This is a genomic window from Lysinibacillus sp. 10T31 (genome assembly GCF_056394365.1).
Genome location: NZ_JBFTHS010000001.1, coordinates 153,759 through 167,523, shown reverse-complemented (window position 1 = coordinate 167,523; position 13,765 = coordinate 153,759). Strand labels below are relative to the sequence as shown.

18 protein-coding genes and 1 pseudogene are annotated in these 13,765 nt (G+C 38.7%); 17 read left to right on the top strand and 2 right to left on the bottom strand.

Translation table 11 applies throughout. The features are described 5' to 3' along the window. The first annotated feature begins 589 nt into the window (after positions 1-589). Positions 590-949: a YybH family protein gene (locus tag AC1DCY_RS00905; RefSeq protein WP_477346592.1), complete on the top strand. Its 360-nt coding sequence runs from the start codon at positions 590-592 to the stop codon at positions 947-949. Here the strand turns inward: AC1DCY_RS00905 and AC1DCY_RS00900 are convergent. Then, complete coding sequence (locus AC1DCY_RS00900) at positions 946-1,740, bottom strand: sulfite exporter TauE/SafE family protein (protein WP_477346590.1); 795 nt, start codon at positions 1,738-1,740, stop codon at positions 946-948. The two genes, AC1DCY_RS00905 and AC1DCY_RS00900, sit on opposite strands and share 4 nt — an antisense overlap. Before the next feature lie 263 nt (positions 1,741-2,003). Here AC1DCY_RS00900 and AC1DCY_RS00895 point away from each other — a divergent pair, with 263 nt between their 5' ends. The 9 genes and pseudogenes from AC1DCY_RS00895 to AC1DCY_RS00855 all read left to right on the top strand — a co-directional run bounded on the left by AC1DCY_RS00895 (position 2,004) and on the right by AC1DCY_RS00855 (position 8,446). After that, positions 2,004-2,300 (top strand): alpha/beta fold hydrolase, encoded by a 297-nt coding sequence (locus AC1DCY_RS00895; RefSeq protein ID WP_477346588.1) that lies wholly within the window; start codon positions 2,004-2,006, stop codon positions 2,298-2,300. A gap of 71 nt (positions 2,301-2,371) precedes the next feature. Further along, a complete protein-coding gene (locus AC1DCY_RS00890) occupies positions 2,372-2,566 on the top strand; it encodes a hypothetical protein (protein ID WP_477346586.1) in 195 nt (64 codons plus the stop codon). Then, on the top strand, positions 2,563-2,916 hold the full coding sequence (tnpB, locus tag AC1DCY_RS00885) for an IS66 family insertion sequence element accessory protein TnpB (protein WP_368638751.1): 354 nt from the start codon (positions 2,563-2,565) through the stop codon (positions 2,914-2,916). The genes AC1DCY_RS00890 and tnpB overlap by 4 nt, the downstream gene beginning before the upstream one ends. A gap of 111 nt (positions 2,917-3,027) precedes the next feature. Further along, positions 3,028-4,485 carry an IS66 family transposase gene (tnpC, locus tag AC1DCY_RS00880; RefSeq protein WP_477346730.1) on the top strand — a complete coding sequence of 486 codons (1,458 nt, stop codon included), beginning with the start codon at positions 3,028-3,030 and terminating at the stop codon, positions 4,483-4,485. An 11-nt stretch (positions 4,486-4,496) separates the two neighbouring features. Beyond that, the gene (locus AC1DCY_RS00875; RefSeq protein WP_477346584.1) at positions 4,497-4,979 is read left to right on the top strand and encodes an alpha/beta fold hydrolase; all 483 of its coding nucleotides are present in this window, start codon (positions 4,497-4,499) and stop codon (positions 4,977-4,979) included. Between the two features lie 253 nt (positions 4,980-5,232). After that, positions 5,233-5,712: pseudogene (locus AC1DCY_RS00870) on the top strand (nucleotidyltransferase family protein); the annotation flags it as partial. Between the two features lie 23 nt (positions 5,713-5,735). After that, positions 5,736-6,230: a DinB family protein gene (locus AC1DCY_RS00865; RefSeq protein ID WP_477346582.1), complete on the top strand. Its 495-nt coding sequence runs from the start codon at positions 5,736-5,738 to the stop codon at positions 6,228-6,230. Further along, on the top strand, positions 6,212-7,042 hold the full coding sequence (locus AC1DCY_RS00860) for a helix-turn-helix domain-containing protein (protein ID WP_477346580.1): 831 nt from the start codon (positions 6,212-6,214) through the stop codon (positions 7,040-7,042). Before AC1DCY_RS00865 ends, AC1DCY_RS00860 begins: the two co-directional genes overlap by 19 nt. Positions 7,043-7,462: 420 nt before the next feature. Further along, positions 7,463-8,446, top strand: a complete 984-nt coding sequence (locus AC1DCY_RS00855; RefSeq protein WP_477346578.1) for an ABC transporter substrate-binding protein — start codon at positions 7,463-7,465, stop codon at positions 8,444-8,446. A 67-nt stretch (positions 8,447-8,513) separates the two neighbouring features. On the opposite strand, the gene AC1DCY_RS00850 is transcribed toward AC1DCY_RS00855, so the two are convergent. Beyond that, positions 8,514-8,732, bottom strand: a complete 219-nt coding sequence (locus AC1DCY_RS00850; protein ID WP_477346576.1) for a hypothetical protein — start codon at positions 8,730-8,732, stop codon at positions 8,514-8,516. A gap of 112 nt (positions 8,733-8,844) precedes the next feature. Between AC1DCY_RS00850 and AC1DCY_RS00845 the strand changes: the two genes are divergently transcribed. The 7 genes from AC1DCY_RS00845 to AC1DCY_RS00815 all read left to right on the top strand — a co-directional run bounded on the left by AC1DCY_RS00845 (position 8,845) and on the right by AC1DCY_RS00815 (position 13,625). Beyond that, positions 8,845-9,852 carry a FecCD family ABC transporter permease gene (locus AC1DCY_RS00845; RefSeq protein WP_477346574.1) on the top strand — a complete coding sequence of 336 codons (1,008 nt, stop codon included), beginning with the start codon at positions 8,845-8,847 and terminating at the stop codon, positions 9,850-9,852. Next, positions 9,845-10,876, top strand: coding sequence for a FecCD family ABC transporter permease (locus AC1DCY_RS00840; RefSeq protein ID WP_477346572.1), 1,032 nt, complete (start codon positions 9,845-9,847; stop codon positions 10,874-10,876). The genes AC1DCY_RS00845 and AC1DCY_RS00840 overlap by 8 nt, the downstream gene beginning before the upstream one ends. Positions 10,877-10,905: 29 nt before the next feature. Further along, positions 10,906-11,688, top strand: coding sequence for an ABC transporter ATP-binding protein (locus tag AC1DCY_RS00835; protein WP_477346728.1), 783 nt, complete (start codon positions 10,906-10,908; stop codon positions 11,686-11,688). Continuing rightward, positions 11,685-12,464: an alpha/beta hydrolase gene (locus tag AC1DCY_RS00830; RefSeq protein ID WP_477346570.1), complete on the top strand. Its 780-nt coding sequence runs from the start codon at positions 11,685-11,687 to the stop codon at positions 12,462-12,464. The genes AC1DCY_RS00835 and AC1DCY_RS00830 overlap by 4 nt, the downstream gene beginning before the upstream one ends. Positions 12,465-12,820: 356 nt before the next feature. Continuing rightward, the gene (locus AC1DCY_RS00825; RefSeq protein WP_477346568.1) at positions 12,821-12,949 is read left to right on the top strand and encodes a hypothetical protein; all 129 of its coding nucleotides are present in this window, start codon (positions 12,821-12,823) and stop codon (positions 12,947-12,949) included. A gap of 226 nt (positions 12,950-13,175) precedes the next feature. After that, positions 13,176-13,406: a GNAT family N-acetyltransferase gene (locus AC1DCY_RS00820; protein ID WP_477346726.1), complete on the top strand. Its 231-nt coding sequence runs from the start codon at positions 13,176-13,178 to the stop codon at positions 13,404-13,406. 12 nt (positions 13,407-13,418) lie between these two features. Further along, positions 13,419-13,625, top strand: a complete 207-nt coding sequence (locus AC1DCY_RS00815; protein WP_477346566.1) for a hypothetical protein — start codon at positions 13,419-13,421, stop codon at positions 13,623-13,625. The last annotated feature ends 140 nt before the right edge of the window (positions 13,626-13,765 follow it).

The window sequence follows — 13,765 nt, the reverse complement described above, 5'->3', positions numbered from 1 at the left end:
AGTCGTACAATTGCGTGATTCCACATAAACAGATTGCGGAATCACGCAATTGTATTGATATTTCCTTTCATTTAAATATAAAAGTATGTATTTATAAGAAATGGAGAATTTAGCGTTATTAAACCGAGTGATAGAGGTAGATGTTTATAAGAAATGTTTGGTTTATATACCATATTCATAAATCTTATTGGTGTAATGTTCGGATTACAATAAATCGAATATTTTACAGCAGTATAAATTGTTATATGGCTTTCTCTATAGACAATGCCATTTAATGGGGAGAAAAATAGAGAGGTAATAATAAATTTGTATAGCTTATGAATTTAAACAAATACAATTATTATTAGAATTATAGAGAGTGGTGAAATACATGTCTTTAAAGTCTTCAAATAATAAAAGAAAAGGTATTATTATATTATTATTCTTTTTATTGTATAGTTTAATTTCAATTCTATATACAATTGTAAAAAATGGTACAATCGCTGGGTCACCGGTTACATTAGCTTTTGCATCATTATATTTTTTAATCCGAGTTACTTCTAAAGAAAAGAAATAACTTACTTTTGCATTTTAAAAAGGGGAAATTACCATGCCATATCAACAAGCTTTAGAAAACTATATTGCAGCGACAAATTCCCATGATTTTAACAACGTAAAGGAAATATTGCATCCGCAGGCAGTATATTGGTTTTCGGATAAAACATGCATAACCTTAGAAGAAATAGGAGCTTATTTCAATAATGCATGGGATTTGATAAAGGAAGAAGTTTATTCGGCTACCGATGTTCAGTGGCTTACGGTTGATGAACAATCAGCTACCTGTATTTATACATATCACTATGAGGGCTATCATAATGGAAAATTTGTATCAGGAAGCGGAAGAGCAACGAATATTTTTACTGTCCTAAACAATGAATGGAAGTTAATTCATGAACATTTAAGTAGTTAAATTATTTTTATTGCAACTTGAATAAGTAGTAATGAAATGATGATTATTAGTAGTATTTTAGCTATTTTTATCGGAATTTTCGGTAGAATTAAAAGTCCGAGCTGAGAGCCAATAATTGAGCCTATTGCCATCGCCATTGCATAAGACCATTGAATAAAACCAGTTTGGTAGAATACTATAAATGCCCCTGTGCAGCTCCCGAAAATAAGTACGCGTGTGAGCTGTACAGCCTTTATGTAGGAGTAATGATAGCGTAAAAAATGCAGTATGCTGAAGGTTGAAGAGCCAGGCCCAAAGCCGCCATCATAAACTGCAATTAAAAACGGCTGCCATAATTTATTGCTGTGCTTAGTGTCATTTTCTTCGGACCTAATAGTCCATTCTTTATTTTTCAACGTGATAAATAGGGCGAAGATAAGTAGCATACATGCAATAATATTCATTGTTTTTTCTGAGATGGATACTGTTAGGAGTGCTCCACAAACGCCTCCAACAATTGCTATAGCAACATATTTCATAATAGATACTAGACGAAGCTCTTTATGATATAGAAGATAAAAAATACTCGACAGCGCCGCAATGCCCGATGAAAATTTATTCGTAGCAATGCTTGTTTGAATAGGTATACCAACAAGCATCATAGCAGGGATTGTAATTAGCCCAGCACCTCCAGCAAGGGTACCAATAAAAGCAGCAATAATTCCGATACCGATGAGCGTCAGTGAAAGCTTTGTATAAAAAAGTCCCATTACAATGGCGAAAACCACAATCAAAATAAAAGGTTTTTTCATAAGCGTCTCCTTTAACGTTGTTAGTTAAAGGGTACTGGTAAATAATTTATAAATCTAATATATTATTTTTCGTTTTGTATAAATGATATTTATACAAAATACAATTAATTTTTCCTCTTTCACTATAAATACTTCTTGAAATACAGTCCCCTTAAAGCTCCAATCTCTCCTAATTGGCCCTGCTTAGCCCCTATGAAATTGAATTGTAAATAGTTATTATTGTAAGTAATGGAAGTGATTATTTACCGAAGGGGATGGTAGCAATGAAGCAACACATATATCAATGGGGCGACTCACAAAATACAACGTTAATCTTTTTACATGGACTAGGGAGTTCGGGCTTAGCATTTGGAGAACTAGCAAAACATTTACCAGAGTATCATATCGTATCCTTTGATTTACCAGGACACGGCTATGCAAAAGCCTTGGAAGAAGAAGAGGCTTATTTTCCTTCCAATTTGATTGTAGGAATAGAAGAAATAATAAATCAGCAGTTAGGTAATACACCTCATTATTTAATTGGTCATTCTTTTGGAGCTGATTTGTCAGTAAGCCCGTAATCAAATAACGCATATAAATAACCAGGCACCTCCGGTACGATAAATGTATCAATTAGAGGAGGTGCTTCTTTATGTCAACTACCAAACTAACAATTGTCCCTGTGACACTAGATCCGATCACTGACAACTTTTCATCAACAACTTCACCACAAAACTCTCCTGAGCCGAGCTGCATCATTAAAACAACTAGTGCTGAAATTTCCTTCTTTAATGGCGTAGATGAGCGCATCATCCAAACGATCCTGAAGGAGTTGAATAATCAATGAAGCAAGATTTTACGAGCGTGCAGAACATCTACATTATTTGCGGTAAGACCGATATGCGTAAAGGTATTGACGGTCTCGCAACACTCATTCAGGATTCTTTTAAACTGGATCCATATAGTGATTCCATCTTCTTATTTTCTGGAACGAGTAAAGACCGTTATAAATGTTTGTATTTTGATGGAGATGGCTTCGCCATACTTTATAAACGATTAGATAATGGCAAGCTGCAATGGCCAAAAGATGAAAAGGAAGTACGTAACCTTTCACAAAAGGAACTCCGCTGGCTTTTAGAAGGTTTATCGCTTCAGCAGCCAAAAGCGATTACGAAATCTGCAAAAGGTGTCTTTTAAACCCACCTATTAAGATGATATAATCATCCATAACTTATACTGAACGGAAATGTGGTGAATGATTTGACGAACGTTCCTAAGAGAGAAAATCAAAATGAACGATTAATTCGAATGCTTGAGCAACAATTAGCTCAGTCAAATCGACAAATCGAAGCATTGACTGAACAAGTTCGCCAATTAACCAAGGCTTTATATGGTTCAAAATCGGAAAAATCAAAGTATCAAGCACCAGACGGACAAGGCTCTTTATTCGATGATGATCCGTCTTTTAACGAATCTGAGCAGACAGAAGAACAAAGCACGCCAACTGTTACGTATATCGTTGAGCGTAAACTACATAAGAAAAAACGGAATGATTCTTTTCATGATGGGATTGAAATAGAAGAAATTCACCATCATCCCACCAATACACAATGCGACTGTTGCCTTGGCCAAATGACTGAAGCCGGTACAACTATTGCGCGTGAAGAAGCAAAATTCATTCCGGCAAAAATGATGCGCATTCAGCATATTGAACATGCCTACGAGTGCAAGCACTGCAAAATGGATGCCACACAAAAAGCACAAATGAAACGTGGGAAAGCCCCACAAGCTGCCATTCAGCGAAGCATTGCGGGACCTACCGTTCTAGCAAAACTCATCTATGATAAGTTCATCCAATACTTGCCTCTTTACCGTCAGGTAAAGGAGTGGGAACGATATGGCCTGCTTACGAATGATAAGAACTTATCAAACTGGGTGATCCGTGCAGCTGAAGATTGGCTTCTACCGGTTTATGAACAGATGAAGCAGACATTAACAGCAAAATCTGTTCTACATGTGGATGAAACCTATGCGCAAATAATCAAACGTTCAGACGGAAAATCTGGTCAATCGAACGCCTATAATTGGGTATTCCGAAGCGTGCCAAGTCAAGGACCGATCATCGTTCTTTTTCAAAGCGCTTTATCGAGAAGCCGTTCTGTATTAGAAGACTTTACAGCTGGTTTTCAAGGAACTGTGATTTGTGATGGTTATTCTGCATACGGGAATCTACCTGACGTTACGTTCGCCAACTGTTGGGCGCATGTGCGACGCTATTGGCTGAAAGCTGATAGCAAAAACGGCAAAATTGGCGTCGATTATTGTGATCAACTATATGATTTAGAACGCCAATTTAAGCATCTTTCACCAGGTAAACGCAGAAAAGCAAGGCAAAAACATTCAAAGCCGATTGTAGAGAAATTCTTAAAATGGGTGGATGAATCACCTTTCTTCGGAAAAAATGCCTTAGCCAAAGCTGCAGAATACACATTAAATCGTATCCACGGATTAAAAGCTTTTCTGTTCGACGGTCGAATTGAAATCGATAATAATCCAGCTGAAAATGCGATTCGTCCTAATGTGATTGGTCGTAAGAACTGGCTTTTCTCTGTTAGTGAAGCTGGTGCTAAAGCGAATGCCATCTATCCGAAAAAAATTAGGATAGATGGCGATTCGTCGTGCGTACCAAGAAGGTGCGCTTATTTTTTTATATTTCGGGCTTACATTTGTCATTGCATTATGCCGCAAAATACCCAAATCGAATAAAGGGAATTATTTTGTTAGATGGCGGTTATTTGTCATCGCAAGATTTAGGCATGACATTAGAAAACGAATTACAAGGTATAGAGAAATTTTGCGATGAAGTAAGATTCTCATCTTGGGACGTATTTTTTGAATCAGAAAAAGAAGAGCTTTCACGATGGTCAGAAGAGCTTAAAGAAGCATCAAGGGCTCAAGTTAAGGAACAGGATGGAGAAATTAGACTAACGATATCTACTTTCACAGGGCAATCCATCATAAAAGGTATTGATGCGGAACCAGTCACAGATATAGTAGAACAGGTGCAATGCCCGGCTCTCTTGATCCACGCAACAAAACCAAGCGAATTAGAAGTTATTAGAAAGAAGAGTATTCGAATTTTGCAAACTAGAATTGAGAACTTGGATATTGAACCTATTGCGGATGCAGGTCATGATATTTTTCGTGAAGCACCTAAGGATGTTGCTAACAAAATAAGAACATGGGTTGAAAATCATTAATAAGGAACAGCACAAGCATGGGGAATGACACATTCAGGGGTGAAAGAAACTGATAAAAACAGAAGAAGAGCTAAAAAGCTTAATTGCTGCAGATGAATGGATGATGTGGATTTTAACTTCTTTCAGCAGACCTGCTGAAAGAAGTTAAAGCCTCCGGCGGATGTCACGGAATCGGAAAGGAGTTCTTTGTGCAAGCACAAAGCCGATTCAGGACGCAATTATGCCGAGGCATAATTGATCGACTGTAGAGAAGCTACAATTACCTGATTCATGGGTATGTGCTGGATTTATTCGTTCAAAGGTGTGGGATTATTTACATGACAAAGAATACAGAACATCATTAGCCGATATTGATGTGATATATTTTGATAAAGTAAATTCTTTAGAGAATTATGAGAAGCTATATGAACAAGAATTGAAGAAGTATTTACCGAATGAGCCTTGGTCTGTGAAAAATCAAGCAAGGATGCATGTAGTAAATAAGAGTAAACCTTATCAGTCTTCGATTGATGGAATTGCACATTTTCCAGAAATACCGACAGCTGTCGGTGTAAGGCTTACTAATGGAATACTTGAAATAGCTGCACCTCATGGTATCAAGCACTTAGTTTCTGGAATTGTCGCTCCTACACCATATTTTCAGAAGGACTCTCCAATGCATGAGGTTTATTTGAATAGAGTTCGTAACAAGCAGTGGGAATTAAGTTGGCCGAAGCTACAGATTGTCTACTAAAATGAAGCGAAGGAGTTAAAGACTTGTATCAAGATAAACATCAAATAATCTCGCATTATGAAAAATCTATCGTATTTGTGGAAAGTTTAGCAAACATAACAGAAGAACAATGGCGTACTCTTTTAGAGCCTGGAAAATGGACGGTAGCAGAGGTCATTGGCCATCTTACTCCATGGGATGAATTCGTGGTAAACCAACGTCTACCGTTTCTTTTTACAAAAGAAAGCTTACCAAAAGGGCCAGATGTAAGAGAGATGAATGCTAGTGCAGCAAGGAATAGTCGTGTGCAAAGTAAAGAAGAGACAATAGCCAATTTTATCAATCAGAGACAGCAGCTAATTAACGCACTTTATCAAATAGTGGATGAGCAATGGCAGCAGGCTTTTACAATAGGTGAATCAGAATTAAAACTTTACAGTTATTTTGCTAGTTTAGTAGATCATGATTTGCATCATTTTTCTCAAGTACAAAAAGTTTTAAAGAATATAGAGGGTATAAAGTGGATATCAAGTATTTAATTGATTATTATGCACATGCATCTGTAAGTTTTACGGATGTTTTTACAAATAAAATGGAGCCGGGCCAAATAGATATTGGTCGAACAACAGCCCCTGGGAAGTGCGGTTTGGTTGTGCCGCTTGCTGGTAGTGCTATATTTAGCTTTAACGGTATCCCTTATGCCATGGAGCCAGGTATGGTCGTACATGCAGGGTCACAAATGCCAATCGAAATTAAAGTTACTAGCGATAAGGAATGGGAGTATGCAGTTGTTCATTATCATATCCCGCCCGAAGAAATATCTCAATATCCGTTATCAGCTCAGCACTTTTTAATCAATACAGGCTATCATACAAAAATTATTGACTATGTACAGCAGCTAATAGAAAGCCAAGCAATGCCAGGTAATATGTCGATATTCAAAGCCAAGATTCTATTTATGAATCTTTTGGAAGCCATTCTTATGTCGGCAAAAGTGAAGGTTCTCGATACGGCAAGTGAGCAGATGGAACAAGCTTTACAGTATGTACATGAGAATTATGCTAAACAACTTTCTGTTTCGAAAATTGCTGAAGAATTTGGTGTGGAGCGTCGTAGGTTTGCCTATTTGTTTGAACAGCATACTGGGATGAATCCTAGCGTTTACTTAACGGAATATCGTATACGACGGTCGAAGGAGTTACTGAAATATGATGATTCACCAGTAGCGGAAATAGCTGAATGTGTAGGGTATGTAGATTGCTTTTATTTTAGTCGAGTATTTAAAAAATGTACTGGAATGTCCCCGACAGCTTATCGAAAATTAATGATGGAGGAAGCTAAATACGTATAAAAAGTTGTTTCTTGAAAAAAAGAAGCAGCTTTTTTTTGTAAATCAATTATGCCTTGGCATAATTGTGTCCGGAATCGGCTTTGTGCTTAGGGCTGCACGATGCAGGTCAGTTAGCCGTTATCGCATGGATGCGATGGTTTTAGGCTAACATCCCCTAAGAACTCCTTACCGATTCCGTGACATCCGCCGGAGGCTTTAACTTCTTTCATCAGGTGTTTGAACACCTGATGAAAGAAGTTAAGAATCGGCAAAAGTCCATGTGATTCATGAAAATGTCCATTCACAACAGGTTTTCTCTTTGTTAGGATAGTAACCGTAAATGATAATGAATATCAATTAAATCCATAAACTCTATTGACTTATAAATGAAAATGATTATCATTATCAATATAATGAAGTTCGTTAGGAGAGAATAAATCTATGAATAAATATTTTAAAATGTGTGCACCCGCTCTATTAGCTCTATCCTTGGCTGCATGTGGTACGGATAAAGCGGAAGAGTCTAATACATCTACAAATAATACGGCAGAAACTAGTGCAACAGAAACACAAACAAATCAGGCGAAAACACAGACGATTACATACTTAGGCGAAAAATATGAACTTCCTGCAGAAGTGAAAAACATTGTAGCAGCAAGTTTAGAATCTATGGAGGATGCGGCAATGCTTGGTATCAAGCCTGTTGGTGTGCTAGATATCGGTGGGAAAATTCCATCATATCTTGCTTCTGAATTAGAAGGTGCTGAGCTTGTTGGAAATAAAATGACACCGAATACTGAAGCCATTCTTAAACTTGATCCAGATGTTATTTTAGGTTCCTCAAAATACCCTGAGGAAATGGCTGAAAAGCTTAAAAAAATTCAAACAATGATTCCATATTCACATGTCTCTACAAATTGGAAGGAGAATCTAACATTACTTGCCCAGCTTACAGGTAAAGAAGATGAGGCGAAAAAAATCATTGCTGATTATGAAGCGAAAGTTGCTGATTCTCAAGTGAAATCTAAAGAGCAATTAGCGGACAAGCAGGTTCTAGTTATTCGAGTACGTGGTGGAATAATGTATATCTATCCAGCGGGCGTTTATTTAAACCCTGTTCTATATGAAGATTTAGGGGCTCCAATACCAGAGATTTTAAAAACTGCAAAGGCACAGGCAGAACTATCGCTTGAAACATTAGCAGAAGTTAATCCCGATGCTATTTTCCTTCAATTCGAGGAATCAGAAAATGCTGACGCACCAAAAGCATTAGAAGAGTTACAAAAGAATCCGATTTTCGCAAGCTTAAAGGCATCACAAAATAATCAAGTTTTCGTGAATGCAATTGAACCTTTAGCACAAGGTGGTGCTGCATGGTCTAAGGTGAAATTCTTAGATATCGCAGCTGAAAAATTACTTAAATAGTTTAGATAGGCTGGTAGTAGATTTGGTGGCATCACCAGGCTATTACCAGCCTTTTATAAGATAAAGTTCAACTTCTTTCAGCGGGTGTCCAAACATCTGTACCTGTCGCTATGCTTTCGGTACAAAAAACATTCGCTGAAATAGAGGAACTCAGTCTAAGAACGCCACGTCCTGTGGCAACGACTGAGTGACCAACTTCGTGCTGTGTGGCTGTCGCTTCGCTTTCGCACAGACAAAAACACGTTGCTGGCGCTACGTTAGCACTACGCTTTCGCGCAAAAAACATTTGTTGGCCCAAAGCCTCCGGCGGATGTCACGGAATCGGAAAGGACTGCTTTGTGCTTGCACAAAGCCGATTCAGGACCGAGACATAATTGATATAGAAAAAGGTGTGGAAATTGAAAAAAACAAACATGGTGGCATTTTCAATACTAGCAGCCTCTCCATTTCTGATTGCGATTGTGGCATTAGTATCCGTTATGTACGGCACAAAAGACATTAGCGCAATAACGGTATGGCAGGCGATTACTGCATTCGACTCTTCAAATGTGGATCATCAAATTATTCGAACAGGGCGTATTCCTAGATTCGCTGCCGTTTTACTGGTGGGAGCATTTTTAGCAGTAGCTGGGGCAGTGATGCAAGGTATTACACGAAATTATTTAGCGTCCCCTTCACTAATGGGCGTTAATGATGGTTCGGCATTTATGATTACGTTAGCAATAGTATTTTTCCCGGGGCTCCCTAATTACCAAATGATTCTACTTTCAATGCTAGGTTCAGCATTAGGAGCAGGGATTGTCTTTGGTTTTGGCTCTTTAATTCGAAATGGTTTATCACCAGTAAGGCTGGCCATTATTGGAACGGTCATTGGTACGTTTTTAAGCAGTATTGCTACAGCCATTGCGATGTATTTCCAAGTATCACAAACGGTAAGTGTTTGGTATAACACAAAGGTACATATGGTGGATATGGATATGCTCATACTAGCTATTCCATTTGGACTAGTTGGTTTAGTCCTTGCATTATTATCAGCTAAGGCTATTACGATCACTTCACTGGGCGAAGATATCGCTATTGGACTTGGACAAAAAACAAAAGTAGTGAAAATTATTAGTATGCTTGCTGTTGTTTGCTTAACAGGTACAGCAGTTGCACTTGTAGGAAAGATTGCCTTTGTAGGGTTAGTCATTCCTCATATTACACGTTTCCTTGTTGGAGTCGATTATCGCTTTATCATTCCTTGTACAGCTGTAATAGGTGCGTTTTTCTTAGCGCTCTGTGATGTACTTAGTCGCTTTGTTAATTATCCATTCGAAACTCCAATCGGCGTCTTAACGGCCTTGGTTGGTGTTCCATTCTTCCTATATTTAGTTCGTAAACACGGAGGTGAACAACGTGCGTAAGAAAACCTCAAGTGTATTCGTCATGACTGTTTCCATACTCATGTTATTTATTTTTGGCGCCGGCTATCTCCATATTACAAATGGTGTTTTTGATATGTCGGTGATGGATGTTTTAAAAACATTGCTACGCATTGAACCAAATCCAAAATTTGATCTTGTCATTTTTGAATTCCGTTTACCACGTATCGTCATTGCAGCATTAGTAGGTGTTGGTTTAGGGATGGCAGGGGTTGTGCTACAAGGAATTACGCGTAATGGCCTAGCAGATCCGGGGATTTTAGGGATTAATGCTGGGGCTGGTGCAGCAGTGGTTATATTTATGTTTTTCTTTCAATTACGTCTTACATCTGCAGATATGAGTAGCTGGTTATCCATTTTGATGATGCCGATTTTTGGATTCGTCGGTGGTGCGATGGCAGCAGTGTTGATTTTCTCATTTGCCATGAAGAACGGTCATTTAGATATGCAACGGCTAATTTTAACAGGGATTGCGATAAATAGTGGCTTTGGGGCATTGTCACTGTTTTTATCATTAAAAATGAATGCTCAAGATTATGAAGCTGCCGCAGTTTGGATGGCTGGCTCTATTTATAATGCAAACTGGATTTTTGTTGTAACTATGCTGCCGTGGCTTATTTTATTAGGCTTTTATGTTTATCGGAAATCATATTTGCTCGATTATTTTCAATTAGAAGAGGATAGCATTACTAGCTTAGGGATAGCGGTAGAAAAAGAGAAAATGAAGCTGTTATTGGCAAGCGTCGGTTTAGTAAGTGCTTGTGTATCGGTATCAGGTAGTATCGGTTTTATTGGATTAATGGCACCACATATTGCTAAACAGCTTGTTGGTATACAACATCGTTATGTCATGCCAGTAAGTGCATTGATAGGTGCGGGATTGCTTATTTTAGCTGATTTTATAGGAAAAACAGTATTTGCGCCGTCTGAGCTGGCAGTTGGTATTGTTGTCTCGATTATTGGGATTCCGTACTTCTTATATTTACTAGTGAAATCGAAGGCATAGGAGGAATTAGTGTGCAAACTGCATTTAGAATGGAAAATTTGGCTTCTGGCTATGAGCAGGTTCGTGTGTTTGAAGGCTTGAATTTAACAATAGAAGAAGGAAAGGTTACGACCATTATAGGCCCCAATGGATGTGGAAAATCTACACTATTAAAAACAATTGGTCGTATATTAAAAAAGCAGCAGGGCACGGTTTATTTACAGGACCAAAACATGCAAAATTTATCGACGAAGGAAATTGCGAAAAAGCTTGCTATCTTGTCCCAGACGCCTATTGCCCCTGGTCAGTTAAAGGTGGAGGAGCTTATTGCTTATGGTCGTTATCCACATCGTAATAATGTTAATCGCCTAACAAAAAAGGATGAAGAAATGATTGAATGGGCTTTAAATGTGACAAATACGATGGAGTATCGGAATCGGGAGCTTGCTCAACTTTCGGGAGGGCAACGCCAACGTGTATGGCTTGCAATGGCCTTAGCGCAAGAAACAAGTATTCTGCTATTAGACGAACCGACAACTTATTTAGATATGGCACATCAGTTAGAGGTGCTAGAAATTGTAAAAAACTTAAACGAACAGCATGGTTGTACAATTGTTATGGTATTGCACGACATTAATCACGCGGCACGGTATTCCGATCATTTAATCGCAATGCGACAGGGGGCAGTAATGCAAACTGGAACACCTGAGGAAATTTTATGTGCAGATGTTATGCGTAGCGTATTCAGTATTAATGCACGTATTATGGAAGATCCGGTTACGAAAACACCAGTATGTTATGGCTATGATGTTATGAAGGAGGCCGACAAATGATTGAGGAGAAAATCGTGAAAGCACTCGATTATGTGACGCAGCAAATTGTATCGAAGTTTACAGATTATACGTATACGGTAAATATTTATGTACCTAATGGAGAAGTACCTGTAGGAGGTTTTCCAGTTTTATACGTATTAGATGGCTCGTCTTATTTTCATCTTGTAAAGGAAGCGGTTCGCCTACAGAGCCGTAATGCACCAAAAACAGGAGTTTTACCAGCCGTTGTTGTTGGCATTGGACATGGTGCTGACATGCACGAACGCCGATTTTATGATTTTACAGGACAAGCCGAAACGTATACTTATCCTGCAAGATTTAAAGGTAAGGGCCATGAGAAACATGGAGGAGCAGAGAATTTTAGTAGATTTTTAGAGGAGGAATTAAAGCCGAATATTCAGGCACAATTCCCTGCAAATATGCAACATGAAGCGCTGTTCGGGCATTCATTAGCAGGTTATTTTGTTCTTTGGCAATTATTCCATCATCAATCAAGCTTCCAACGTTATATAGCGATTAGCCCTTCTATTTGGTGGAATGAGCATGAACTAGTAGGTTATGCGTCAACATTTTTAAAAGAGCGTCCATTTGCTTACGAAAAATTATTCATCGGTGTGGGAGAACTGGAAACCTTTATGGTTGATGACGCGCAACAAATAGCGAGTAAATTACAGAAAATAATGGATATCTCCTTCTATGAAGCGTTGGAGGAAAATCACGCTTCAATCGTTCCAACTGTTATGAGTAGAGCAATACGTTTTGTGAACAAAAAATAAATAGTAGTAACCGCATTATTTTATGTAATGCGGTTTATTTTTAATCAAAAGGAGTACTGACAAATGAACATTATTTTGCTCATCACCAAAAGTTGTGCATTTGTTAAAACGTATGCTATTTATAAGTTGATCTTCGTTCCGACTGGGCGACTCCTTGGGGATTAGCGTCACAGATGAGACCCTGCAGCGCAGCGAAGCGGCTCATCGGACGCCCCCAGGAAGCTCTGCTCTGTGCGAAAGCGTAGTGCTAACGTAGCGGCAGCAACAAATGTTTTCTGCGCGAAAGCGAAGCGGCAGCGATAAAAGCGCCCAGTCGGAACGGAAATCAACCACACGTTATGGGGAGGAGCTATTATTTGAAGAAAGGAGAGCATGCCTTCATCGGATATATCGATGAAAAACCAGTTGCAATGGTAAGATTTACACTTAGCGCTCAAAGAATTTATCTTCATTCAGCTGAGGACTACCTCCTCGGTAGATGTTGAGATGAATGCGGATGTAGTTCCTTTTAAGTGGGTGTCCAGACTCTGAATGAAGATAAAGCCTCCGGCGGATGTCATGGATTTTGAAAGGAATGAATAAAGGATGTTAGCCTAAAACCTTCGCATCCTGCGAAAACGGCTAACTGACCTGCGTCGTGCAGGCCTGGGCACAATTCAAAATCCGGACGCAATTACGCCAAGGCGAAATTGATTTTTTAGATTATCTGTAATTCCAGAAAAACAAGGGCAAGGATTGGCTAAAGCATTAATTGCTGAGCTTGAACAGTTTGCACGCTCGAAAGGAAAAAGGATTAGTGAATGTAAAGTGCGTATGAGTGTACCAAGAAATATTGAGTTATATCAATCTTTAGGATATATTGTCACAAAAGAAAGCAAGGAAGAAAATCGTAACGGTTTCTCGCTTTCTGTAGCGACAATGGAGAAACAGCTTACGAATTAGGGGGGACTGCACTTGAGGAAAAAGCTTGGCTGTTTACATGCACATTATTCAAATATTGAGTATATAGAACAGGCATTTCAAAACATTGAGAAAGTAGAACTGGTACATTTTGTGGATCCAGGTCTTATACAGCAAGTATCAAAAGGGGCTGGAGAGTTAGCCTTTAAGGTAAAAGAGCAACTTGAATGGATGGAAAGTTGTGATATAGATGCCATTTAACTTCTTTCAGCGGCTGCTCAAACATCCGCTGAAAGAAGTTAAAGCCTCCGGCGGATGTCACGGAATCGGAAAGGAGTTCTTTGCGCAAGCACAAAGCCGATTCCGGACGCAATTATGCCAAGGCATAATTGATTAAACAT

Bases quoted from the DNA above. Each gene is read 5' to 3' on its own strand.
- AC1DCY_RS00905 (WP_477346592.1), top strand. From the start codon at position 590: ATGCCATATCAACAAGCTTTAGAAAACTATATTGCAGCGACAAATTCC.
- AC1DCY_RS00900 (WP_477346590.1), bottom strand. From the start codon at position 1,740: ATGAAAAAACCTTTTATTTTGATTGTGGTTTTCGCCATTGTAATGGGA.
- AC1DCY_RS00895 (WP_477346588.1), top strand. From the start codon at position 2,004: ATGAAGCAACACATATATCAATGGGGCGACTCACAAAATACAACGTTA.
- AC1DCY_RS00890 (WP_477346586.1), top strand. From the start codon at position 2,372: ATGTCAACTACCAAACTAACAATTGTCCCTGTGACACTAGATCCGATC.
- tnpB (WP_368638751.1), top strand. From the start codon at position 2,563: ATGAAGCAAGATTTTACGAGCGTGCAGAACATCTACATTATTTGCGGT.
- tnpC (WP_477346730.1), top strand. From the start codon at position 3,028: ATGCTTGAGCAACAATTAGCTCAGTCAAATCGACAAATCGAAGCATTG.
- AC1DCY_RS00855 (WP_477346578.1), top strand. From the start codon at position 7,463: ATGAATAAATATTTTAAAATGTGTGCACCCGCTCTATTAGCTCTATCC.
- AC1DCY_RS00850 (WP_477346576.1), bottom strand. From the start codon at position 8,732: ATGTTTTTTGCGCGAAAGCGTAGTGCTAACGTAGCGCCAGCAACGTGT.
- AC1DCY_RS00835 (WP_477346728.1), top strand. From the start codon at position 10,906: ATGGAAAATTTGGCTTCTGGCTATGAGCAGGTTCGTGTGTTTGAAGGC.
- AC1DCY_RS00830 (WP_477346570.1), top strand. From the start codon at position 11,685: ATGATTGAGGAGAAAATCGTGAAAGCACTCGATTATGTGACGCAGCAA.